Annotated in this window: 23 protein-coding genes; 13 read left to right on the forward strand and 10 right to left on the reverse strand. The window is 63.4% G+C overall.

Annotated features, from left to right (window positions below):
* The first annotated feature begins 25 nt into the window (after positions 1-25).
* Positions 26-1,033 (forward strand): NADP-dependent oxidoreductase, encoded by a 1,008-nt coding sequence (locus O3297_RS07280; protein WP_305048217.1) that lies wholly within the window; start codon positions 26-28, stop codon positions 1,031-1,033.
* Between the two features lies 1 nt (position 1,034).
* Here O3297_RS07280 and O3297_RS07285 read toward each other — a convergent pair whose 3' ends face one another.
* Together O3297_RS07285 and O3297_RS07290 are read right to left on the reverse strand one after the other, a co-directional pair.
* Positions 1,035-1,805 (reverse strand): LytTR family DNA-binding domain-containing protein, encoded by a 771-nt coding sequence (locus O3297_RS07285; RefSeq protein ID WP_305048218.1) that lies wholly within the window; start codon positions 1,803-1,805, stop codon positions 1,035-1,037.
* Complete coding sequence (locus O3297_RS07290) at positions 1,802-2,869, reverse strand: sensor histidine kinase (RefSeq protein WP_305048219.1); 1,068 nt, start codon at positions 2,867-2,869, stop codon at positions 1,802-1,804. The genes O3297_RS07285 and O3297_RS07290 overlap by 4 nt, the downstream gene beginning before the upstream one ends.
* A 137-nt stretch (positions 2,870-3,006) precedes the next feature.
* On the opposite strand from O3297_RS07290, the gene O3297_RS07295 reads away from it, so the two are divergent.
* The gene (locus tag O3297_RS07295) at positions 3,007-3,858 is read left to right on the forward strand and encodes a DUF2306 domain-containing protein (protein WP_305048220.1); all 852 of its coding nucleotides are present in this window, start codon (positions 3,007-3,009) and stop codon (positions 3,856-3,858) included.
* A gap of 33 nt (positions 3,859-3,891) precedes the next feature.
* Here the strand turns inward: O3297_RS07295 and O3297_RS07300 are convergent, their stop codons facing one another.
* Positions 3,892-5,397, reverse strand: coding sequence for an anion permease (locus O3297_RS07300; RefSeq protein WP_305048221.1), 1,506 nt, complete (start codon positions 5,395-5,397; stop codon positions 3,892-3,894).
* Positions 5,398-5,636: 239 nt separating this feature from the next.
* Positions 5,637-7,175 carry a hypothetical protein gene (locus O3297_RS07305; RefSeq protein WP_305048222.1) on the reverse strand — a complete coding sequence of 513 codons (1,539 nt, stop codon included), beginning with the start codon at positions 7,173-7,175 and terminating at the stop codon, positions 5,637-5,639.
* A 16-nt stretch (positions 7,176-7,191) separates the two neighbouring features.
* Between O3297_RS07305 and O3297_RS07310 the strand changes: the two genes are divergently transcribed.
* The 3 genes from O3297_RS07310 to O3297_RS07320 all read left to right on the forward strand — a co-directional run bounded on the left by O3297_RS07310 (position 7,192) and on the right by O3297_RS07320 (position 9,252).
* On the forward strand, positions 7,192-7,437 hold the full coding sequence (locus O3297_RS07310) for a hypothetical protein (protein WP_305048223.1): 246 nt from the start codon (positions 7,192-7,194) through the stop codon (positions 7,435-7,437).
* Positions 7,438-7,516: 79 nt separating this feature from the next.
* On the forward strand, positions 7,517-8,290 hold the full coding sequence (locus tag O3297_RS07315; RefSeq protein WP_034748152.1) for a ferredoxin--NADP reductase: 774 nt from the start codon (positions 7,517-7,519) through the stop codon (positions 8,288-8,290).
* 377 nt (positions 8,291-8,667) lie between these two features.
* Positions 8,668-9,252, forward strand: a complete 585-nt coding sequence (locus O3297_RS07320) for a type 1 glutamine amidotransferase family protein (RefSeq protein WP_151095327.1) — start codon at positions 8,668-8,670, stop codon at positions 9,250-9,252.
* Here the strand turns inward: O3297_RS07320 and O3297_RS07325 are convergent.
* From O3297_RS07325 to O3297_RS07335, 3 genes are all read right to left on the reverse strand, one after another.
* The gene (locus O3297_RS07325) at positions 9,249-10,718 is read right to left on the reverse strand and encodes a serine hydrolase (RefSeq protein WP_305048224.1); all 1,470 of its coding nucleotides are present in this window, start codon (positions 10,716-10,718) and stop codon (positions 9,249-9,251) included. The genes O3297_RS07320 and O3297_RS07325 overlap by 4 nt on opposite strands.
* Positions 10,719-10,803: 85 nt before the next feature.
* Positions 10,804-11,133 (reverse strand): hypothetical protein, encoded by a 330-nt coding sequence (locus O3297_RS07330; RefSeq protein WP_070279608.1) that lies wholly within the window; start codon positions 11,131-11,133, stop codon positions 10,804-10,806.
* Positions 11,134-11,139: 6 nt separating this feature from the next.
* Positions 11,140-11,520, reverse strand: coding sequence for a hypothetical protein (locus O3297_RS07335; protein ID WP_305048225.1), 381 nt, complete (start codon positions 11,518-11,520; stop codon positions 11,140-11,142).
* 303 nt (positions 11,521-11,823) lie between these two features.
* Between O3297_RS07335 and O3297_RS07340 the strand changes: the two genes are divergently transcribed.
* From O3297_RS07340 to O3297_RS07375, 8 genes are all read left to right on the forward strand, one after another.
* A complete protein-coding gene (locus O3297_RS07340) occupies positions 11,824-12,012 on the forward strand; it encodes a hypothetical protein (RefSeq protein WP_305048226.1) in 189 nt (62 codons plus the stop codon).
* A gap of 188 nt (positions 12,013-12,200) precedes the next feature.
* A complete protein-coding gene (locus tag O3297_RS07345) occupies positions 12,201-12,386 on the forward strand; it encodes a hypothetical protein (RefSeq protein ID WP_305048227.1) in 186 nt (61 codons plus the stop codon).
* 68 nt (positions 12,387-12,454) lie between these two features.
* Positions 12,455-13,468, forward strand: a complete 1,014-nt coding sequence (locus O3297_RS07350; RefSeq protein ID WP_305048228.1) for a RimK family alpha-L-glutamate ligase — start codon at positions 12,455-12,457, stop codon at positions 13,466-13,468.
* Positions 13,450-14,316, forward strand: coding sequence for a hypothetical protein (locus tag O3297_RS07355; protein ID WP_305048229.1), 867 nt, complete (start codon positions 13,450-13,452; stop codon positions 14,314-14,316). Before O3297_RS07350 ends, O3297_RS07355 begins: the two co-directional genes overlap by 19 nt.
* Positions 14,310-14,831 (forward strand): MauE/DoxX family redox-associated membrane protein, encoded by a 522-nt coding sequence (locus O3297_RS07360; RefSeq protein ID WP_305048230.1) that lies wholly within the window; start codon positions 14,310-14,312, stop codon positions 14,829-14,831. Before O3297_RS07355 ends, O3297_RS07360 begins: the two co-directional genes overlap by 7 nt.
* Positions 14,831-15,385: a redoxin domain-containing protein gene (locus tag O3297_RS07365; protein WP_305048231.1), complete on the forward strand. Its 555-nt coding sequence runs from the start codon at positions 14,831-14,833 to the stop codon at positions 15,383-15,385. Before O3297_RS07360 ends, O3297_RS07365 begins: the two co-directional genes overlap by 1 nt.
* The gene (locus O3297_RS07370; protein WP_305048232.1) at positions 15,382-17,154 is read left to right on the forward strand and encodes an ABC transporter ATP-binding protein; all 1,773 of its coding nucleotides are present in this window, start codon (positions 15,382-15,384) and stop codon (positions 17,152-17,154) included. Before O3297_RS07365 ends, O3297_RS07370 begins: the two co-directional genes overlap by 4 nt.
* A 91-nt stretch (positions 17,155-17,245) precedes the next feature.
* Positions 17,246-17,494 (forward strand): DUF3297 family protein, encoded by a 249-nt coding sequence (locus tag O3297_RS07375; protein ID WP_010398340.1) that lies wholly within the window; start codon positions 17,246-17,248, stop codon positions 17,492-17,494.
* Positions 17,495-17,544: 50 nt separating this feature from the next.
* Here O3297_RS07375 and O3297_RS07380 read toward each other — a convergent pair whose 3' ends face one another.
* The 3 genes from O3297_RS07380 to O3297_RS07390 are packed head-to-tail and all read right to left on the reverse strand — an operon-like array spanning position 17,545 to position 21,387.
* Positions 17,545-18,438, reverse strand: a complete 894-nt coding sequence (locus tag O3297_RS07380; protein WP_305048233.1) for a DNA-binding domain-containing protein — start codon at positions 18,436-18,438, stop codon at positions 17,545-17,547.
* A complete protein-coding gene (locus O3297_RS07385; RefSeq protein ID WP_305048234.1) occupies positions 18,428-19,363 on the reverse strand; it encodes a DUF692 domain-containing protein in 936 nt (311 codons plus the stop codon). The genes O3297_RS07380 and O3297_RS07385 overlap by 11 nt, the downstream gene beginning before the upstream one ends.
* On the reverse strand, positions 19,363-21,387 hold the full coding sequence (locus O3297_RS07390) for a ferritin-like domain-containing protein (RefSeq protein ID WP_305048235.1): 2,025 nt from the start codon (positions 21,385-21,387) through the stop codon (positions 19,363-19,365). Before O3297_RS07390 ends, O3297_RS07385 begins: the two co-directional genes overlap by 1 nt.
* Between the last annotated feature and the right edge of the window lie 166 nt (positions 21,388-21,553).

The raw sequence follows: 21,553 nt of genomic DNA on the forward strand, positions 1-21,553 counted from the left end.
CTTTTCAGCCTTCAGAGAGAACACCATGCAAGCATTGCAACTCAAACAATACGGCGGCCTTGATCACGTGGCGTTTGCCGAACTGCCCCGCCCCATTCCCGGCCCCGGAGAATTGCTGGTACAGGTGCACGCCGTGGGCTTGAACCCCATCGACAACCTGATTCCCAACGGCGACTTCAAGCCGATATTGAAACTGCGCTTGCCTGCCACCCTGGGCAGCGACCTGGCCGGCGTGGTCGTGGCCGTGGGCAGCGCCGTCACGCGCTTCAAGGTGGGCGACGCCGTGTATGCCAGTATTTTCGACACGCCATACGGCAGCCTGGCCGAATTTGCCGTGGTGCCCGAACAGGCGGCCGCCCTCAAGCCTGTCAACCTCGATTTCGTGCAGGCGGCCTCGATTCCCATGGTGGGCTTGACGGCGTGGCAAGCCATGCATGAGCGCATGCAGCTCCAGCCGGGCCAGAAAGTATTCATTCCGGCCGGTTCCGGCGGCATCGGCACGTTTGCCATCCAGCTGGCCAGGCACCTGGGCGCCCGCGTGGGCACGACCACCAGCACGGCGAACGTGGAGCTGGTGCGCGGCCTGGGCGCCGATGACGTGGTCGATTACAAGAAACAGCCGTTCGAGGATGTGCTGCGCGATTATGACGCCGTGCTGGGCACGGTGCGCGGCGACGGACTGGAAAAGGCCTTGCGCATCGTCAAGCCTGGCAGCCATGTCGTCTCGCTGATCGGCCCGCCGGACGCCGCTTTCGCCCGTGCGCGTGGCATGAACGTGGTGCTGAAACTGGTGTTTGGTTTGCTCAGCCGCAAGATTATCGGCCTGGCGAGGCGGCGCGGCGCCAGCTATGCCTTCCACTTCGTGCGTCCCGACGGCGGCCAGCTGGCGCAGATCGCCGCCTTGATCGAAGGGGGAAGCATCCGTCCCGTCATCGACCAGGTGTTTCCTTTCCATGAGGCGAAACAGGCGCTGGCTTACCTGGCGCAGGGACGCGCGCGCGGCAAGGTGGTGGTGCAATTTCCCGCGGCTTGAGTCACATCTGCCGGAAATGCTGCAGATAGCTGCGGCTGACTGGCAAGGTTTCCTCGCTGCCGCGCAAGTGCAGCTGCGCCGTTTCATTCACGCCCCGCGTTACATGGCTGACATACGCCAGGTTGACGATGACGGCGCGGTGTATTTGCACGAAGCGTGCCGGGTCCAGCTGTTCGCCCAGTTCCTTGATGCTGGTGCGTATCAGGGCTTCGCCCTCTTCCCACGCCACCAGCGTGTATTTCTCTTCGGCCCGCAGATAACGCACTTGCTCGACGGGAATCAGGCGCACGCTGCTGCCCACGGATGCCTTGATCCATTGCAACCGGGCCGGCGGCGCGGCGCGTCCTCCCAGGCGGCTGGCCAGCTGGTCCAGCATGGCATCGAACGCGCCCCCATCGGCCTGCGGGCCGGGCAACTGGCGTTGCAAACGCTGCACGGTGTCGGCCAGGCGCGCCGGATCGACAGGTTTCACCAGGTAATCGATGGCGCCCTGCTCGAACGCCTGCAATGCGTACTGGTCATACGCCGTGACGAACACGATTTGCGCGCGGCGGGCCAGCGCGCGCGCCGTGGCGATGCCGTCCAATCCCGGCATGCGGATGTCGAGAAAGACAATGTCGGGTTGATGCAGCTCAAACAATTCAAGCGCTTCGGCGCCGTTGCGCGCATCGCCGATCACGGACAAGGCGGGCCACAGGGTGGCCAGGTGGCTGCGCAGGCGTTCGCGCAGCAGCGGTTCGTCGTCGGCAATCAGCGCGGAAATGGTTTTCAAGGCTGTCCTCCAGAAAAATGCAGCTCGGCACGCACGCCATGCGGGGCGAGCGCGTGCAGTTCCAGCCGGGCGCTGGCGCCATACACGGCTTGCAGGCGGCTGCGCACATTGTTCAGGCCGGTGCCAGGCTGCGCCGTCTCGGCCATGCCCACGCCCGTGTCGCTGACCCAGACGCAGCTCTTGCCGCCGGCCCCCTCCACCGTTGCGCCAACGGCGATGCGTCCGCCCTCCATAGCGGGATCGATGCCATGGCGCACGGCGTTTTCCACCAGGGTCAGCAACGCCATGGGCGGAAAGCGCAGGCCGGCTGCCTGCGCGACGTGGGCTACCTCGAATTGCAGGCGGTCCGGCATGCGCACCCGCATCAGTTCCAGGTAGGCGCGCACCAGCTGCAATTCCTGCTCCAGGGTGGCGGCCTCATCGTTCAGGCGCGGCATGGCGGCGCGCAGATAGGCGATCAGGTGGCGCAGCACGGGCCCCGCGTTGGGCGAGCCGGACGCCACCAGCGCTTCCACATTGGCCAGGGTATTGAACAGGAAATGCGGTTCGATCTGCGCCTGCAAGAGGCGCAGGCGCGCGTCCAGCAATTCGCGCTCCAGGGTGTTCTTCTGCAGTTCGGCCTGCAGGCGGTCGGCCCGTTCGCGCTCGCGCCGTTCGCTGCGCATGGCCAGCAGGGAAAACAGCACGCCGAAGACGACAGCCAGCACGACCATCAGGAAATGGCCGACGAGGGTTTGCGTTTGCGCGAGATAGGCAAGGAACTGGCCCCGCTGCGTGGCCAGCGCCGTGACCAGGGCGGCCACGGGCGCCGTCAGCACCACGGCGCCCAGGCGCGCCGACGCCAGCGACAGCCAGCGCGGCCGCAAGGCTCCCGCCGCCGAGTACGCCAGCAGCAGCGCCGCGCCAATGAAGCCGATGCGGCCAAACACGCCAAGATACGGCGTGCCGCTGAGCAGATGCAGCAGCCACGACAGCAGCAAGGTGAAGAGCGTCACGACGAGCGCCTGCCGCGCGGTCGGCAAGAACGCTTGGGCACGGCGGGCGGTGACAGGGGCAGGCATCATGGCGTCACCATACGCGGGAAGCGGCCGCCGTTCAAGTCCTGAAAACCGCCGTTCGTCGCACCGCCCCCGCCTGTTCGCGCCCGCCCGGGAGGCGGCCGCCTATCCTGATGCTTCGTTCATGCCGCCAGGAGATACCGATGCCATCCGCCAGTTCCACCACCAGCCCCCTGCCCTCGCCGCGCCTGGCGCCATCGCACCGATGGGCGGCCACGGCCCTGTCCGCCTCTGCCCGCTTCTGGTTCCTCGCCACCGTCACCGGCCAGCTGTTCTTTGCCGCCTACATCATCGCCCTGTATGGCGGCGCCGCCGCGCGCGGCGATTTGCCGGGCTGGAATGCCGTCATGACGCATGGCCACGTGCCCGGCGATGGCGTGGGCAATGTGGCCACCGGCGTGCACCTGCTGCTGGCAGCCATCCTCATGCTGGGCGGCGCGCTGCAACTGGTGCCGCACGTGCGCCGCCACGCGCCCCGCCTGCACCGCTGGAACGGCAGAGTCTACCTGGCCGGCGCCGTGCTGGCTGCCTTGTCCGGACTATATATGCTGTGGTGGCGCGGCGCCGTGGGCGATACGACGCAGCACCTGGGCATCAGCCTCAATGCCGTGCTGGTGCTGGTCTTCGCGGGCCTGGCCTTGAAGAACGCGTTGCAGCGCGATATCGCGGCGCACGGGCGCTGGGCGCTGCGGCTGTTCCTGGCCGTGAGCGGCGTGTGGTTCTTCCGCGTGGGACTGATGTGCTGGCTGGCAGTCAACGGCGGCCCGGCGGGTTTCGACCCTGCAAGCTTCACGGGGCCATTCCTCAGCTTCCTCGCCTTTGCGCAATATCTGCTGCCGCTGGCCGTGCTGGAAGCCTATCTGCGCTGCCGCGACGGCGGCAACGCGATGCTGCGCCTGGGCATGGCGGCCGTGCTGGCACTGCTGACGGTGGCGATGAGCGCGGGCATCGCCGTGGCCGCGATGGGCATGTGGCTGCCGCGCATGCACGGCTGAGCGCCGCCCGGCATGCGGCCGGGCAAACGCCTGTTACCAGTAGCCAAGCACCTTCCACCAGGTGGTGCCGACGATGGCAAAGATCAGCAGTTCCACCACGCACATGATGAAGCCGACCCGCCACCAGTTGCCCATCGTCACGAAGCCGCTGCCGAAGATGATGGGCGAGGTGCCCGTCGCATAGTGGGTCAGGGTCATCATGATGGCCGAGCCGGCCGTCATCATCAGCATGAAGGGCACGTGGTATTCGGCCGGGATCAGGTGCAGGCCCACCGTCAGGAAGGCCAGCAGCATGGCGCTGATGTGGGCCGTCGTGCTGGCGAAGAAGTAATGCGAAAAGACGAATACCAGCACCAGGACGGCGGCAATCGGCAGCCAGTCCATGCCGCTGGCGACGATGGCGGCCTTCATGCCGGCCGAAAACCAGGCGATCACGCCCGTCTTGTTCAGCTGCTCGGCCATCATGACCAGCGCGCCGAACCACACCAACGTGTCCCAGGCGCTCTTTTCCGACAACACGTCGTCCCAGTCGATGGTGCCGGTAATGATCAGTACAAACAGGCCGACAAAGGCGACCACCGTCGCATCGAGCGAAAACGCGGGACCGAACAGCATGGCGGGCACGTTCGCCCATAGCAGCAGCAACAGGGCGAAGGTACCCAGCATGACTTTTTCCGACGGCGACAGCGGGCCCATGCTTTTCAGTTCCGCCTTGGCGTAGGTGACGGCGTCGGGCGTAGCTTTCAGTTCCGGCGGCGACAGCCAATAAATAATCAGCGGCATGACCAGCAGGCAGACCAGGCCCGGCAGCAGCATGCACAGGGCCCAGGTGGTCCACGTCAGGTGAAAACTCTGGCCGCTGGCCTTGGCCACGAAGTCGACCACCAGCGGGTTCGGCGCCGTGGCAGTGAGGAACATCGCCGAGGTGATCGGATTGGCGTGGTAGTTGACGAGGGCCAGATAGGTGCCGACTTTCTTTTCCGTGCCCTTGGCCGGGTCCGAGTCGAAGGCATTGGCGATCGATTTCATGACGGGGTGGACGATGCCGCCGCCGCGTGCCGTGTTACTCGGCGTAAATGGCGCCAGCACCAGTTCGCAGATCGCCAGGCCGTAGCCGATGCCCATGGTGCGCTTGCCCAGCAGGGAAATGAACAGCAGGCCGATGCGGCTGCCCAGTCCCGTCTTTTTCAGGCCGCGCGAAATCAGGATCGCCACGACGATCAGCCAGATCAATGGATTCGAGAAACTGCTGAGCGCATCCGTGATGGCGCCCTTGGACGAGGTCGACGTCACTTGCGACAATGAAACGATGACGATGGCCATCATCGCCATCACGCCGATCGGCATGACCTTCAGAATGATCGCCAGGATGGTGGTGAGGAAAATCGCCACCAGGCCCCAGGCTTTGGGCGTCAAGCCATCGGGTGCCGGCAGCAATAGCATGCTCAACAGCAAGGCTGTGCAGATCAGGGCGGGGACGAGGCGGAATGGGACGGCTTCCTTGAAATACAGGAACAGGTCGCGCACTGTTTTATACATCTTTATTACCTTTCGCTGTGGGTCAGGCATCCTCGCGGTCGGAATCGTGCACGCAGATTCATGGGCCGGTAGGCACAAGAAGCGCGCCCGCAAGATGACAGATGCCCAACAATTCTGTTCGGCAATATCATACACGCAAGGCTGGCGCGGCCCCGCCCCGTCACGCCGCCCGCTTCAACTAACTTTCAAATCGTTGATCTGGGAGCGGCATGCGCAACAAAAGCGCCTCTCGCCAAGCGTCAATGTGCCGGCGCGCCGCAAGCCGTTTTCGCATCGGCAGTACCGGCACGCGAAACTTTCCCCGCGCCTGTCAGAACCTGAAGTTCGACACGGCGGCCTTGCTCAAAACATGCCCGTTGCTTGAGCGATTCCTTCATCTCGCCGCAGCCGCTGATGCCGTCGCGATCCAGGCGTATGTCAATCAATGCATCCGCCTCGCTGATCGATTTGTCGCGTAGCAGTTGATGGAACACGGTGCATGCTCTTTTGTGCGCCAAAACGAAATTCCCCTCTTTTTCGCGAGGCATCGGGTCGGCAAAGCCCACGATAACTACTTTTTTCTCTTCGCCTTTTTTTGCCTGCGGCATGAATTTATCGACGTACGATTTTGAAATAGCCCACTGCCCTTCTTCGAACGTCTCTTTTCCAGAGCTGAAATAGATCCCGTTTTTCAGCTCCTGGCAAACTGTCTCTTTCCCCCCTCTTGAAACCTTGACGCCGGCGCTATCCAACTCAATCCGCGTATCTGTTGTATCGACGGCATCCGTCCCTTTCAGTTCGATATAGCTGCGCAGGCCAACCCCATGCCACAGCACCCGGACATTACTGATCGAAAAGCTGTCGCCATCCATTTTGCAACTATGCAGCAACACCCCCTTGGCATCGGCCGCAGCTTGCATCGTGGCGAAATTCGTTTTATTGACGATCAATACGGCATCGGAGCGCAACCCGAGGCCACTCATCACATAATTAAAACTATGCTGGCCTGCCAGCAATGGAATATAGGCAAACAGGATTCCCACTGCAATACTGGCAAAAGCGCCCCGGGAGCTGGCGCTGAGGTTGGCCGTGGCGGGGCCGGGCGGAACGGGTGGAACGGGCGGAATGGGGGGCGGAAGCGGTACGGATGTGGAAAACATCGCCACGCCAAGACTTAAAAACATTCCTGAAAATAGCAACACCAAGGGTATTGCCAGGAAGTTGAAAACTCCACTGCCAGCGTCAGGCTTGTTTAGGGCGGCAATATATCCCAGCATGGACGTGGAAGCAATCAATGGCATAACGTAGGCAACGGCGAACCAGCCATCTTCCGTCAATTTGCGAGCCAGGTACCAGTACACGCCAATGAGAACCACTGCTACGATACTTAACACGACAAATTGGCATCCACTGGCGGGTCCGGCGCCGTTGTTCAAAGCCTCAAAGAAAACCATAACCAGCAGCAGGGAAAGCAGCCAAAGACCAAGCAGGTATGCGGTACTCTTTAACTTCCCGGATGGGAGTATTTTTTGTGTAGCCCACGGAACAAAAGGCAAGAACCCCACGATGACCGACAAGGCACCGATACAGGAAAAAGCCAGCATGACAAAAATAAAGAATAATGTATCGCCAACACTTAACCCGGATGGAAAAAAACCAATCACGAAGAAACAATAAATAAAGACGGCAACCAGGCCAAAAGTAGAGCTCAGACCGGCACATAAACCACTGATGGTTTTCAGGCGTTCAATCCTGAGCTTTTTAATTTCGGCTATTTGCTTCTCTTCATCCAGTGTCATAATATTAGGCGGTGTATTGACGTTTAGATATTATAATGCAACCATCTTTCCTGAAGTCAATAAATTTGCAAGATTGGCATGGGCGGCGGAGTTCCGCCTGGGCGCCAGAAAACTGAGCCAGGTCAAGACTCTGCCTGTCACCCGCCTGTTTCAAGGGGTATTTCAGCTCAATCTTGCCAACCGCACTATAATGTTGGCACCGCTTGCGGCAGCAATGGCGGCGATAGACGGTAACAATTTCGTGTGGAGGCCGGTACAATAGCGTCTGGGCCTACACAGGGTTTCACTTTTGCCAGCAGTTGCCAGCAACTAACCATTTTTTTGACCAGCCAACAAATACTATGAGTTCGATGAATGAAGAGCGCGTTTTAAGCGTGCACCACTGGACGGATACCCTGTTCTCCTTTACCACCACGCGCGACCCGTCGCTGCGTTTCTCGAATGGCCATTTCACCATGATCGGCCTGCGCGTCGATGGCAAGCCCTTGCTGCGTGCCTATAGTATCGCCAGCGCCAATTATGAAGACCACCTGGAATTTTTCAGCATCAAGGTGCCGGGCGGTCCATTGACGTCGCGCTTGCAGCACTTGCAAGTGGGCGACACGGTCATCGTCGGCCGCAAGCCGACGGGCACCCTGGTGTCCGACTACCTGCTGCCAGGCAAGCGCCTGTACATGCTGTCGACGGGCACGGGCCTGGCGCCTTTCCTCAGCATCGTGCGCGATCCGGACATCTACGAGCGCTTCGACCAGCTGATCCTCGTGCACGGCGTGCGCCAGGTCGATGAATTGGCTTACCACGACTTGCTGGAAGAGCATCTGCCGAAGCACGAGTTCCTGGGCGAAATGGTCAGCGACAAGCTGCGCTACTACCCTACCGTGACGCGCGAAGACTTCCGCAACATGGGCCGCATCACCGAACTGATCGAAAACGGCAAGCTGGCCGAAGATCTGGGCGTGCCGGCGCTGAACCCTGCCGAAGACCGCGTGATGATCTGCGGTAGCTCGGACATGCTGCGCGACCTGAAGGAAATGCTGGAAGCGCGTGGCTTCAAGGAAGGCAATACCTCGACGCCTGGCGATTTCGTTGTCGAGCGCGCGTTCGCCGAGAAGTAATCCGCAAAAGTCATCCGCAATATCCCTGGGGCCCGGCCCCGCCGCTTCCTGCGGCGGCGCCGGGCCTTTTCATTGGTGGCGGCTACCGCAATCCATTCATGAAGCGCCGCAAGGACGTAAAGGCTTCCTGTCATGGCCGGAAACGAACAGCAGCGAGGCCGCACGGTCGGTCTTGACCTTGCTTGATCTGTCGCAAACGTGGCCTGTAAAACCGCATTGGGATTCGGCCGCATGCCAAAATAAACACGGCCCCTGATGGCGGCGCATCAGTCACGCTCGCTCCTGACAGAAATTGTCAGTGCTTTTCATTATGCTTTCGGCACCAGCAGGCTAGCCGGCCTGTACTATCGATATCTCCACCTGCGACAGGACTTTTCATGACACGTGCCATCACCATTCTGACCGAGAACTTTGCCGATTGGGAAACCGCCCTGATCAATTCCACGGCGCGCCTGTACTACGGCTTTTACACGCAGTTCGCCACGCCCGGCGGCTTGCCCGTCACCTCGTCCGGCGGCATGCTGGTCACGCCGCAACTGGCGCTGGAAGATATTGTGCTCGATGAACTCGATTTGCTGATGGTATGTGGCGGCAGCCACTGGCAAAGCGGCAAGGCGCCCGACCTCTCCCCCTTGCTGCGCGCGGCCCGCGACAGGAATATCGTGCTGGCCGGCATTTGCGACGGCACGCGCGTGCTGGCGCAGGCGGGCGTGCTCGACACTGTGCGCCACACCTCCAATTCCGCCGACAACCTGAAGGATACCGGCTATGCGGGCGCCGCCCTGTACCAGGATGTGCCGTGGGCCGTGGCCGACCAGCGCGTCATCACGGCGCCCGGCACGGCGCCCGTCAGCTTTACGGCCGAGGTCTTGCGCGCCCTGGGCATAGCTGATGACAACCTGGCGGCTTACCTGGCCATGCACGGCGCCGAGCACGGCAAGGCAGCCCAGGCAGTGCGCTAGTTGGCATCCAGCACGCGCAGGCGCGCCACGGCGTGCGTGTTGCCCGGATCCAGTTCCAGCGAACGGCGGTAATGCGTGATGGCCAGCGCCTTGGCGTCGTCCGCCTCGTATGCTTCGGCCAGGCTGTCGTGGCCATTTGCCCCTTGCGGGTACAGTTGCACGCCGAGCTGGAAGACGGCCACCGCCTGTTTCGGCTGCTGCCGCCGCAGCAGGCGGTAGCCCCAGGCATTCAAGTCATCGTCGGTGGGCGCAGAGAGCCCATGCTGGCGCCGGATGGCCGCCAGTTTCTTGTCCAGTCCATCGAAACCAGCGCTGGCCGCTTTGTTGCGCAGCAGGTGCGCGGCATACGCGCCGCCGCGCTGCTGGCGCAGGGCGGGAAGATAAAAGCCGGCGACGGTATCGATAAGCTGTTCCGGCTGGGCGCCGGCCAGGTTGCTCAGGATAACGACGGCCAGGCCATCGTTCGGATACACATAAAAGGCTGAGCGGGCGCCGCCGATGCCGGCCACGGCACGGTGTCCATCGCGGCCGATGGTGGGCCAGCCCAGCGCCCACGGCGCCGGCTTGCCATCATTCAAGCTGGTCGGCTGCCACAGCCGTTCCACGCTGGCGGACGCCAGCAGGCGCCCCGACTGCAGCGCGATGAGCCAGTTCGCCAGCTCGCCCGCATTGCTGTTGATGCCGGCGCCGGCGCGCATGAACACAGGAAAGTCTTCGATCACATTGCGGTAGCCCTTGCCACCCCTGTCCAGCACGTAGGAACTGGCCTTGTTGACGACCACGTCCTTCGCGTCGCCAAAGCCGCTGTGCGGCATGCCCGCCACGTCAAACTGCCCGCGCTGGACGAAGGCGGTAAAAGGCTGGCCGCCTTGCCGCTCGATCAATTGCGCCAGCAACACGTAATTGGTCTGGTTGTAGCGGTAGCGCTCGCCAGGTTTGGCTTCCACGGGCAGCGCCTGCACGGCTGTCCACGCCGCATCGGCGTCGTCCGGCTGCGGCCCCACCAGTTTGCCGCTGCGCTGGTCCAGCACATCGGGCAAGCCCGAGGTATGGTTGAGCAACTGCGTCACCGTCACGGCTTGCCAGGCCGAAGGCAAGCCCGTCAGATACTGGCCGATAGTCGCAGCCAGGTCGATCTTGCCCTGCTGCACCAGCTGCATGACGGCCACGCCCGCAAACGCTTTCGTTGCCGAATTGATGGAAAACAGGCTGGCGTCCGTCACCGGCACCTGGTATTGCAGGCTGGACAGTCCGAAATTGCGCGCCAGTACGACCTTGCCACGCTGTATCACGGCCAGTTGCAGCCCCGGAATCTGGCGCTCCTGCATTTCGCTGCGCACGAAGGCGGCAATCTCCTGTTCCGCGTTGGACACCTTCGGCTGGCTGGCGGCAGTGGCAGCCACGGCGCCAACGGGGACGGCGGCAAGCGCCATGAGGAGCAGGACAGACGGGAGACGTGGGTTCAAGATGTGGCTTTCGACAGGAGAAAACGGAACCGCAGCATCCCATACCTATTTATCAACGTCAACGACAATCTTGCCGTTCAGAAAGTTACTCTTCCAGCCACACGTCTTCATACCCTTCCCGGTCGAGAATGAACTTGGCGCCGCTGGGCAAGGCCAGGTAATCGACCACCTGCGGCAGCAGTTCGTGCAGGTGTTCCGCATGCAGGGGCTGGTAAAAGCCGCTGGCATCGTCGTGCTCACCGCAATGGATGAACCAGCTGATGGTGCCGTTTTCCGGCAGCGCGATGCGCGTGCCGTAGATGGGCGACTGCGCCAGGCTGGCGATGGCCAGGGCCACCATGGGCTCGGGCGCCTGGGCCGGCAAGCCGAATTTGTCGCAGATGCGCCGTTGTGTTTCGCTGATCAGTTCAGTCATGGTGTTTCAGGATCCGATGTAGTGGTAATGCAGGCGCAGCGCGCCGTCGTGGCCGGACATTTCCAGGTGCAAGGTCGCTTCGCCCGGCTTGCCGTCGGCCAACAGCAGGCATTCCAGGCCCAGCGGTCCGGCGTCGGTGGCATATACATCGACGGCGGGACGGCCACCCTTGCCCGGCGCGAAGGCTTGCGCCAGCGGCGCCAGGGACAATGTCTGGCTAGCCGCAAAATAACTGTCGAGCATCTCGATGATCTCGTCGGCCACGCCCGGCGACAAGCCCCAGTCGCGCTGCAGTGCAACAGGATCGCGCCCGTCCAGCGTCTGCACGAAGGCGGCGGCCTGCGCGTATGCCAGCTGCCGCAGGCTGTCTGTGATGGCCATTTCCATAGAGTACGTTGTGCCTTATCCATTCAACAGGCGCCATTATAGTGCGTCGCCGCGGGAATGCTCGATCCGTTTGCCATCAATAATTGAGCACCGTGCCGATTATTTAAAGTGGCGCGCTTATTATTTATCGCACTGCAATAACATAAATGGCTCGCGTGATATTTGGTGAGTATTTGAAAAATATAACCGCGGATACGATTGATTTTCAAGTTGACGCTTATTTATTCAGGCGCTAATATCGAATGGCCATATACCATGGCATACAGCGCAAGCAGTACTTAACCATCACAAGAGGATAGTACAATGCAAAACCAAACCAAATTGTTCGCATTCAAACTGGCTGAAAAACAGGTACAAAAACAGGAAGCGCCCGGCACCGCCTGGAAGGTGCGCGACGGCGTCGCCGTGGCCGGCTGCACCGCCGTTGGCACCCATGATCAATATCGCGACTCTTCGCGCCTCAAGCCCAACGACAGCGGCCAGTATTGCTGATACCCGGCACGCCATAACCCCCGCCCGGCGTGGGGGTTTCATATATTCCCCCATATTCAAATTGGCGCCGTGCGGCGCGGCTATTCCGCGCGCAATGCATATGCAAACACCTTTCAATTAAAGTTTCCATTTTTTAAAATAAGTATTTATCGGTAAAAATCGGAACACGACCATTAATAGAGGATCTCATGCACAAAGAAACCAAACTGTTCGCATTCAAACTGGCGGAAAAAAAGGAAGAAGAAAAGCCAGCGCATGCTGCGCTCTGGAAAGTACGCGATGGCGTCGCCGTGGCCGGCTGCACGGCTGTCGACAGCGAGGAGCAATACCGCTATTCGCGTATCGGTTCGAGTGACGGCGGCGAGTTCTGCTGATACGTTCGCCAGCTGAAAGCCTTGCCACGGCAAGGCTTTTTCACCTTCCTTTACCGCAAGCCCACGACATGCACAAAAAGGTTTTGATTATCAGCCATAGCGGCGATCTGCACGCCGACCTGGTCGAAGCCATCCTCGCCGCCCGCGGCCATGCCCCCTTCCGTATCGACCTCGACGCCTTTCCCCGCGATTACCAGCTGTGCCAACGCCTGCAAGACGGCCGCGCCAGCGCGCGCCTGCGCCACTTGCCCGATGGCGACTGGCTTGACCTGCAGCAAGTGGGCGCCGTCTGGCTGCGCAAGGCGGCCGACTACGCCTACGCCAGCACCGACCTGACGCCGCAGGAGCGCGCCTACGCGCAGCTGGAAACGGAGCAAGCCATCTTCAGCGTGCTGTACGGGCTCGATTGCTACTGGCTCAGCCATCCGCTGGCCCTGCGCGGCGCCCAATGGAAAGGCGAACAGCTTGCACGGGCCGCGCGCATGGGCTTTCGCGTGCCCGCCACCGTGATCACCAACGTGCCCGACGACGTGCGCGCTTTCCGCGCTGCCATCAAAGGGCCCATCATTTTCAAGAGCATGTCGACGCCCAGCCTGGCCGCCGAAGCGGTCGAGGACGTTGACAGGGTCAGCGCCGGCATCGGCACCACCATCGTCGACGATGCCATGCTCGATAGCCTGGACGCCGTCAGCGAACTGAGCTGTCAGTTCCAGGAATATATCGCCAAGCAATACGAACTGCGCATCACCGTGATCGGCAAGCAATTGTTTGCCGCGCGCCTGTATTCCCAGGACGATGCGCGCACGGCCATCGACTCGCGCGACATGTCGGCCCCCATCCGCTATGAAGCATGCACCTTGCCGGCGGAAATACAGCAGCGCTGCCTCGCTTTCGTGCACAGCTATGGCCTCGAATATGGCGCGCTCGATCTCATCGTCACGCCCGGGGGCGAGTATGTTTTCCTGGAAAACAATCCTGTTGGTCAATTTTTGTATGTACAACAACTGGTACCAGCCTTGCCCATGCTGGAAAGCGTGGCCGCAGCCCTGATCGAAGGAGCCGTATGCCGCAGCCAGACTTGAACCAGATCCCCGTCCGGCTGCGCGAACTGGAACAGGCGCGCGACAGCCGCGCCATCGTCCTGGCCGCCTCGCACCTGGACATGGAGCTGCTCCCCGCCCTGTACGAGCTGTGCCAGGGCATCGGCCCCGTGGCGCGCCTCGACGTGGTGCTGCACGGCCGCGGCGGCATCGTCAACGCGGCGCGCCGCATCGCCATCCTGCTGCGCCAGCATGCGCGCCACCTGAGCTTTATCGTGCCCTTCCACTGCCAGTCGGCCGCCACCCTGCTGGCCCTGGGCGCGGACGAGATCATCGCGGGCGACCTGGCCCTGTTCTCGCCCATCGACCCGCAGCTCGATGGCGCCGACGGCGGCTCGATGTCCAGCCTGGACATCAAGGTGTTCGGTGACATGGCGCAGCAATGGTTTGGCGTCGATGCCAGCGAGGCGCGCCAGCAATCGCTGTCCCTGCTGTGCGGCAGCATCTTTCCCCCTTCCCTGACGGCCTTCTACCGCACCACCCTGGAACTGGCGCAGATCGGCGAGGAATTGCTGGCCTGGCAATTGCCCGATGCCACACAAGAGGCGCGGCGCGCCATCGTCGCGCAACTCGTGACGGGTTATCACTCGCATAACTATGCCTTGACGCGCGAAGAGCTTGCCCAGCTGGGCCTGAACATGGCGCGCGATATCCACGCCGAAAGGCTGGGCTGGGCCATCTCGACGCAATTGCAGGCAAGCATAGGCGGCGCCTTGCGCAGCGCGCCCGACGAGCCATGGAACGATGCCCTGCTGGCGTCACGCGACGGCGTGCAGCTGCGGCGCCAGCGTCCGGGCGGCTTCGCGCCCATGTGGAGCGCACAATGCTGACGTCCGTGCTGGCCGCGTTACTGGCCGACATCGCGCGCTACTGTATCGCCTTGCTGCTGCTGGCGGCCAGCGTGGGCAAGCTGCGCAGCTACGGGGACTTTCGCGGCAACCTGGCCACCTCGTTCGGCATACCGCCCACCGCCGCACAATTCGCTGCGCCAGCCCTGGTGATGACAGAACTGCTGCTGGCCGGCTGGCTGCTGGCCGGCGGTACCCACACACCGATGCTGCTGTCGCTATTGCTGCTCAGCACGCTCACAGCCATATTGACCTGGCGCTACTTCACGCACAGCGTGGTGCGCTGCAGCTGCTTTGGCGAAGCGGCGCGGCCCGTGTCGCAGTACGACCTGCTGCGCAACATGCTGGCGGTCGGCATCAACGGCGCCTACTTTGCGCTGGCGCAGGAAACGGCCTTGCCCGTCGCCACCTCCATATTGGCCGCCGGCCTGGCAGCCATCGTGTGCGTGGCCACGATTTCCCTGCACGAGATCGCCACTTTGGCAAAGGCAGACTGATGGATTCCACGACCTTGCAACTGGTGCTGGCGGCGCTGGCGTTTGCCCTCGCCGGCAATATCTGGCTCAGCCTGGCCGTGCTGCGCGCCAGCCGCCGCGAACGCATCACGCCCACGGCGCTGGAGCCGGGCCAGCCCCTGCCTGCCGTGCACGCCCGTCCGCTGGCTGGCGGCGCGCATTTCCAGCCGGGCGCCGGCGGCCAGGCGGCCGTGCTGCTGTTCCTGGCCAGCCGCTGTCCGAAATGCGGGGAAAAGCTGGCCGGCATCGAACAGTTGCTGCCGCTGGCGCGGGAGGCAGGCCTGGCCCTGTGGCTGATCAGCGAAGAGCCGGTCCGCCGCCTCCGCGCCTTTTTGCCCGGCAATACCTTGCGGGCGGCCACGGCACGGCTGACGCTGCGCGACTACCGGCGCGTGAATCCGCTAATGAGCTCGCCTTCCTATGTATTCGTCAATCACCAGGGCAGCGTGGAAGCTGCCGGCCTGATCGGCGATGAAGACTGGCTGGCCCTCGTCGAGCAACTGGCTGACGAGACGGCACAGGAGCGCGCCGCATGAGCCATCTGAATGTCGGCCCGCATCTTGAACGCCTGCGCCTGCTGTATCCCGTGCGCTGGCGCGTCGCCGCCGGCCTGGTGTGCATGGCCCTTACCGTGGGCGCGCAGCTGGCCTTTCCGCAAGCCATCGCGTATTTCATCGACAACGTGGCGGAACTGACCCGGCGCGGCGTCACGCCGGGCATGGTGGCCGCCATGCTGGCCGTCAGCCTGCTGTATGCGCTGATCACGACCGCGCGCTTCTATTTGCTGCAGTCGAGCGGCCACATGATCGTCATGGGCGTGCGCCGGCGCCTGTTTGACGTGGTGATCAATCAGCCCATCGCCTTCTTCGACAAGCACCATGGCGGCGAACTGAACAGCCGGCTGACATCCGACGTCTCGGCCCTGCATGAAAGCCTGACCATCGGCGCGGCCAATGCCCTGCGTTCGCTATGCGTTTTTCTCGGCGGCATCGCCATGCTGCTGCATTTGTCACCCATGCTGAGCCTGCCGTTGGCCCTGTTCATCCCCATCAGCTTGTATCTGGGCAAGTTATCAGGCAGTAATTACCGGCAGCGTTCGCGGGCCATTTCCGCCACCCTGGCCGCCAGCGGCAAGGTGGCGCAGGAATACTTTGCCCATGCGCGCCTGGTGCAGGCGTTCAACCAGCAAGGCGGCGCCATGGCCCGCTATGCGCAAGCCATGCGGCAACTGCTGGAGGTGTCCCTGGCCGGCACGCGGCTGCTGGCCGTGTTCCAGGGCGCGCAAGGGCTGCTGGCTTTTGTTGCCCTGCTGACCACCCTGTGCTTCGGCGCCCACCTGATCGGCCAGGGCCGCTTGAGCGTGGGAGAGCTGACGGCCTTCGTCATCTATGCCAGCATGGTGACGGACACGGCCGGCTCCATCAGCGAATTCTGGAACACGTGGATGCGCACCATGGGCTCGACCGACCGCATCTTCGAGATCCTGCGCAGCCACCGCGCCGTGCCCGAGGCGGCGCCGCAACCGCCGCTTGCCGGCCACATCGCGCTGCGCGACGCGCGCTTTTCGTATCCCGAGCGCACGCAGGTCACGGCGCTCGACGGCGTCAGCCTCTCGATACGGGCGGGCGAAAAAATCGCCCTGGTGGGCGCCTCGGGCGCGGGCAAGTCCACCATCGCCAGCCTGGTGCTGGGCCACTACCAGCTTGACGCGGGCAGCCTGCAGTTCGACGGCATCGATGCAGGCATGCTGGGCGTCACGCAGCTGCGGCGCCAGATGGCCGTGGTGGAACAGGAACCGGCCCTGTTTTCCGGCAGCATCGCGGACAATATCGCCTTTGCGGTGCCAGACCGCCAGGTGACGCGCGACGAAATGCTGGCGGCGGCGCGCCTGGCGCACGCCCACGATTTCATCGCGGCCTTCCCTGACGGCTACGACACCCTGGTGGGCGAACGGGGCGTGCAATTGTCCGGTGGACAGAAACAGCGCATCGCGATCGCCCGCGCCATCCTGCGCGCGCCGAAGATCCTCATCCTGGACGAAGCCACCAGCGCGCTCGATGCCGCCAGCGAACAGCAGGTGCAACTCGCCCTCGATACCCTGATGCAAGGACGCACCACCATCATCATCGCCCACCGCTTTTCCACCATTATCAAAGCGGACCGCATCATCGTCATGGACAAGGGCCGGATCTGCCAGCAAGGCACGCACGCCGAGCTGCTGCGAGCGGGCGGCCAGTATGCGCGGCTGATGCAGCAGCAGCTGTCGCAATTCCAGCAGTTGCATGCTAGTGCGGCAACGCTGTAAGGCGGCAGCGTGCGCTGCCACTGTCCGACTTGCCTGAATAAGCATGCGCACCCCGTTGTCTGGATCGGCATTCTGGGCGATAATTACGCCCATGAACGATACCACCACCTTACCCCCATTGCCCGATCGCCTGTCGATCGACCCTAGCAGCCCTTACCACGTTGCAGCCGTGTTCGAGAACGACGTCGGCATCCGCTTCAACGACAAGGAGCGTCTTGACGTGGAAGAATATTGCATCAGCGAACGCTGGATCAAGGTCGCTTCCACCAAGTCCCTCGACCGCCGCGGCCGTCCGCTGCAGATCAAGCTGAAGGGCAAAGTCGAAGCTTTTTACCGCTAAGCAACGCACGCAGCTGTCATCGAGGCCGATTTCCATCGGCCTTTTTTGCGTCAGCCGCTTTCTGCGCATACATCGATGGTGACCAGCCCGGCCGCGGCCGCCATGGGCAGCCACAGCATGGCGTCGGCCAGTACCTCGTCCGGCGCCCTGCCGCTAGCCCGCGCCGCCTGCCCCGCGCACTGTGCCAGCGGCGCGCCGCCGGCCAGCGCTTGCAGACAATAAAACTGCCAGGGCTGCAATTCCTGCATGGCAAGCCGGTAATGCATGCGCGAAATGGCGACAAAGGCGGACCTGACACCAGGCTGGGCCGGCACGGCGTCGTCCGGCGCGGCCTGCGCCTGTTGCCAGTAGTCGCACAGGGGGAACGACAGGGCCAGCAGCCGCGTGCACGGCGACAGGCGCCAGGCCGGTGCATTTCCCAATAGCAATTCCAATCCGCACGGCCACATGGGCGGCGCCAGCTTTTCCAGGCCGGGCGCCCTGCCCGCCTCGCTGCGCGCCCGTTCCAGCTGCGCCAGTTCGACGGGAAAGCGCAAGGCGTCGCCCTGCGCGCCGGCGGCACGCTGGCTGGCGGCGAGAAAATCGGCAAAGCCGGCGCCCAGGTCGTACAGGGTCGCGGATGCGGACGGGTGGCGCCAGACATAGGCGCGGGCAAAGAAGGCGAACAGCTCGTCACCCATGACCTTGCGCAACACGGGATAGTCGGCTTGCAGGCATTCGAGCAGGCGCTGCACATAGCCGTCCGCATGGATGTGCAGCGGCGCCGGACTGCCCCGCGCCGGTTTCAGCACTTGCTCCTGCGTCAAGCCATGGCGCTCGCTGGCCAGTTGCGCGCCGCGCGCCGCGCCGCCCGGCGCCGTCATCGCCGTCAGGAACCATGCCTGCAATTGCGCCAGCGGTGCGCGGGCCTCGCCAGATTCGCCTGCTGCGGTGCTACGGGGCATGGGCCGCCTCCAGGTGAAAGCCCAGCGGCGCCGAGACGGCGCTCGCAGCGCCGGCCATGGCTGGCGATGCGTCGGCGAATTCTCCCCGCTCGGCCGCGCGCGCCTTGTCGAGCTCGGCCAGCAGCTGCGGGTACGGGGGAATCTCCGCATCCCATTCCAGCAGGGCCGACACGCCGCCCGTCAGCTGCTGCGCCAGCGCGTACAGGCGCCACACGGCGGCCGGCACGGGGGCGTCATGGGTATCGATCAGCACAGCGCCGCACACGGTGGGGCCGGCCAGGTGGATCTGCACGATGTGCGCGTGCGGCAACTGGCGGATGTAGTGGGCCGCGTCATAGCCGTGGTTATGCGCGCTGACGTGGACATTGTTGACGTCGAGCAAGAGTCCGCAGCCCGTGTCTTCGGCCAGGCGCCCCAGGAATTCCCATTCCGGCATGCTGGACTGGGCAAATTCCACGTAGCTGCTGGGGTTTTCCAGGACCAGCGGACGGCCCAGGAATTCCTGCACCTGCCGCACGCGCCCCGCCACGTGGCGCAGGCTGGCCTCGTCCAGCGGCAGCGGCAGCAAGTCGTGGCTGTTAAGCGAGGCGGCACCCGTCCAGCACAGGTGGTCGGAAATCCACGCGGGCCGGATCTCGCCGGCCAGCTGGCGCAGCTTGCGCAGGTAACCGAGATTGAGGGGATCGCTGCTGCCGATCGACAGCGAGACGCCATGCATGACGATGGGCACCTGCGCGGCCACTTGCTCCAGCACATGGCGCGCATAGCCGTGGTTGTCGATGAAGTTCTCGCTGATGATCTCGAACCAGTCCACCTGCGGCCCGTGGCGCAGGATGTGCGCATAGTGCGGCGGGCGCAGCCCCACGCCCAGGCCCAGGTTCGGCAAGCCCAGGCGTGGCGCCACCGCGTGCATGGCGTGCCGCATCAGGTCGACGGCGGCAAGGCCAGGCGCAGGTCGGTAGGCGCCGGCGGCGCTCCCACCGGCGTGCCGCGCGCCGCCATCACCTTGCCGTAGGCTTCCCAGGCCTTGTCGTAGACATTGTCGCCCAGCGCAAAGCTCATGGTCTGGCCCAGCGGAATGCTGCGGTGCTCGGGCGCGGGTCCGAAATCGTACAAAGTCATGGTGGCAGGCTCGGGCGGTTCCTTGCCCGTCGTGTTCGGATACAGCTGCGAGGCCGAAATCGGCACGGCGCAGCCGCCGAATCCCCCGCATTTGTTGTCGCTGGGCGCGCTGTAGACTTTATCGGGCTGCGGCGGCGGTGGCGGCACATAGCACGGCGTGCCCGGCGAGGCGGCAAGCTTGACCGAGTGGCCGCAGGACGAACCGCCCGTGTCGGCCTGGGCAAAGCCGCAGCCGCCCTGGGCATGGCAGCCGTTGGAGCCGCGGCAGGTATGGTAGACGGCCAGCGCGGCGCAGGTGGACGAGGCCTCGCCTTCCAGGTGCATGCCCTGGCAGGCGTGGTACAGCACGCCTTTCTCGGCCAGCGGCACGCCCGTCGCCAGGTTCGGCGCCTGGCCCAGCACGGCCCAGCAGATGGCCATGCGGTCGCCCGCGCCCACCATCGACGGATACGGAAAGTCCAGTTGCTGGTTCTGCCAGTACTTGTCCAGCACGGAAGTGATGCCGTAGATGGCGCCCGTGGCGACCGTGCTCAGCATCTCCGGGGTGCCGCTGGCGTCCTTCAGGCGGTTCAGGGCACCCGCCACGGCCGCCGGCGCGGGAATATTCTGCGGCGCGCTGGCCGGGTTGTAGCGTTCGTTGGTCAGCATGGCCGCGCTCCACTGCTGGCCCTGCTTGTGCCAGCTGGCCCAGGTAGTCACGGGCAGCATCGCCTTGACCTGGCCGAAACGCTCGTAGTGGTCGAACGGGGCGCTGTCGTGGCGCGCCTGCGCATCGCGCGATTCGGCATCCTTGCCATTGTTCGCGTAGGACGGATAATCGCACTTCAAGGCATCCAGGTCTTCGCGGTAGTCGGGCTGCACGGCCTTCAGGCGCAGTGCCGCATCGCGGCGGTAGCGCTGGATGGCCGCTTCGCTGCCCTCGCCCTGGTCCGTGATGGCCGCCATCATGTCGATGGCCTTGTTGAACGAGCCCGTCTGGCCGCCATCCTGGTCCTGCGGGCCGAAGCAGGTGTCGAATTTGGGAAATTCCGCCCGCGCATGACCCTGGACCTGGCTGTTGAACATGTCCTGCTGCACCGAACCGTTGACGAACAGCTTTTGCCACAGGGTCTGGCCATCCGCATATTCGATGCTGATGTAGCGCGCATAGCATTCGTACATGTAGCCGATGGTGCCGAACAGGGGCAGATCATGCACGTGCTTGCCCGGCGTCCAACCCGGCAGCGGCACTTCCGGGAAGTATTTGGTGTGGTTGTGCTTGTCGAACTCGGCCAGCTGGGCGCGTGCCTGCTCCTCGGGCTGCTCGATGGCGAGGAACAGGTCGCACTGGTTGCTGTTCAGCTCTTCCAGGTTGACGCGCACGTGGCGGTAGCCGGACGTGTCCTGCAAGTCGACGATGTGCGGGATCACCGTGCAATCCTTGCCATAGCAGGTCCAGCCATGATCCTGCGATTGCAGCTCCGAGCCCGTGAAGCATGGCGCCGTGCCGATGGCCGTGGCCAGGTTGGCCGCCATCTGCAGGTGCAGCATTTCCTGGATGAAGACGCTGAAGATGATGTTGAAGGCCTTTTGCTCCTTCAGCTCGGGCCGGGCCGTGGTGCCCATGCCCGGCCACTGGCGGCCCTCATAGTAGGTGATGCCTTTCGAGTTGATCTGGTGCGTGCCGTGGATCGAGTACATGGTGGCCATGTACAGGGGAATGGTGAACAGCTCGACGCTGACGGCCGCCTGGGCGATGGCGCGCACGGCGGCCGTGTCGGTGTCCAGCATGTCGAGCGGGCGCCTGGTGATGGGGGCCTGGGTGCTTCCTAAAACGGGCATTTTCATTCTGTATCTCCACAGGAAGGATGCGTTTCGGATATCGGGCCGGTCCGCGCCATCTGCGTGCGCTGTTCACGGCAAGGAAATCATACGCCTGAGAAAGATACTTTTGCGGCAAGATTTATGCGCTGGCCGAGGGGCAATACCGTCGGCCCTGGGCCATGAAAATAGG

Source organism: Janthinobacterium sp. SUN128 (genome assembly GCF_030587275.1).
GTDB lineage: Bacteria > Pseudomonadota > Gammaproteobacteria > Burkholderiales > Burkholderiaceae_D > Janthinobacterium > Janthinobacterium lividum.

Coding starts and splice junctions, on each gene's coding strand:
- O3297_RS07280 (WP_305048217.1), top strand. CDS start 26: ATGCAAGCATTGCAACTCAAACAATACGGCGGCCTTGATCACGTGGCG.
- O3297_RS07290 (WP_305048219.1), bottom strand. CDS start 2,869: ATGATGCCTGCCCCTGTCACCGCCCGCCGTGCCCAAGCGTTCTTGCCG.
- O3297_RS07295 (WP_305048220.1), top strand. CDS start 3,007: ATGCCATCCGCCAGTTCCACCACCAGCCCCCTGCCCTCGCCGCGCCTG.
- O3297_RS07300 (WP_305048221.1), bottom strand. CDS start 5,397: ATGTATAAAACAGTGCGCGACCTGTTCCTGTATTTCAAGGAAGCCGTC.
- O3297_RS07305 (WP_305048222.1), bottom strand. CDS start 7,175: ATGACACTGGATGAAGAGAAGCAAATAGCCGAAATTAAAAAGCTCAGG.
- O3297_RS07315 (WP_034748152.1), top strand. CDS start 7,517: ATGAGTTCGATGAATGAAGAGCGCGTTTTAAGCGTGCACCACTGGACG.
- O3297_RS07320 (WP_151095327.1), top strand. CDS start 8,668: ATGACACGTGCCATCACCATTCTGACCGAGAACTTTGCCGATTGGGAA.
- O3297_RS07330 (WP_070279608.1), bottom strand. CDS start 11,133: ATGACTGAACTGATCAGCGAAACACAACGGCGCATCTGCGACAAATTC.
- O3297_RS07335 (WP_305048225.1), bottom strand. CDS start 11,520: ATGGAAATGGCCATCACAGACAGCCTGCGGCAGCTGGCATACGCGCAG.
- O3297_RS07340 (WP_305048226.1), top strand. CDS start 11,824: ATGCAAAACCAAACCAAATTGTTCGCATTCAAACTGGCTGAAAAACAG.
- O3297_RS07345 (WP_305048227.1), top strand. CDS start 12,201: ATGCACAAAGAAACCAAACTGTTCGCATTCAAACTGGCGGAAAAAAAG.
- O3297_RS07350 (WP_305048228.1), top strand. CDS start 12,455: ATGCACAAAAAGGTTTTGATTATCAGCCATAGCGGCGATCTGCACGCC.
- O3297_RS07355 (WP_305048229.1), top strand. CDS start 13,450: ATGCCGCAGCCAGACTTGAACCAGATCCCCGTCCGGCTGCGCGAACTG.
- O3297_RS07360 (WP_305048230.1), top strand. CDS start 14,310: ATGCTGACGTCCGTGCTGGCCGCGTTACTGGCCGACATCGCGCGCTAC.
- O3297_RS07365 (WP_305048231.1), top strand. CDS start 14,831: ATGGATTCCACGACCTTGCAACTGGTGCTGGCGGCGCTGGCGTTTGCC.
- O3297_RS07370 (WP_305048232.1), top strand. CDS start 15,382: ATGAGCCATCTGAATGTCGGCCCGCATCTTGAACGCCTGCGCCTGCTG.
- O3297_RS07375 (WP_010398340.1), top strand. CDS start 17,246: ATGAACGATACCACCACCTTACCCCCATTGCCCGATCGCCTGTCGATC.
- O3297_RS07380 (WP_305048233.1), bottom strand. CDS start 18,438: ATGCCCCGTAGCACCGCAGCAGGCGAATCTGGCGAGGCCCGCGCACCG.
- O3297_RS07385 (WP_305048234.1), bottom strand. CDS start 19,363: ATGCGGCACGCCATGCACGCGGTGGCGCCACGCCTGGGCTTGCCGAAC.
- O3297_RS07390 (WP_305048235.1), bottom strand. CDS start 21,387: ATGAAAATGCCCGTTTTAGGAAGCACCCAGGCCCCCATCACCAGGCGC.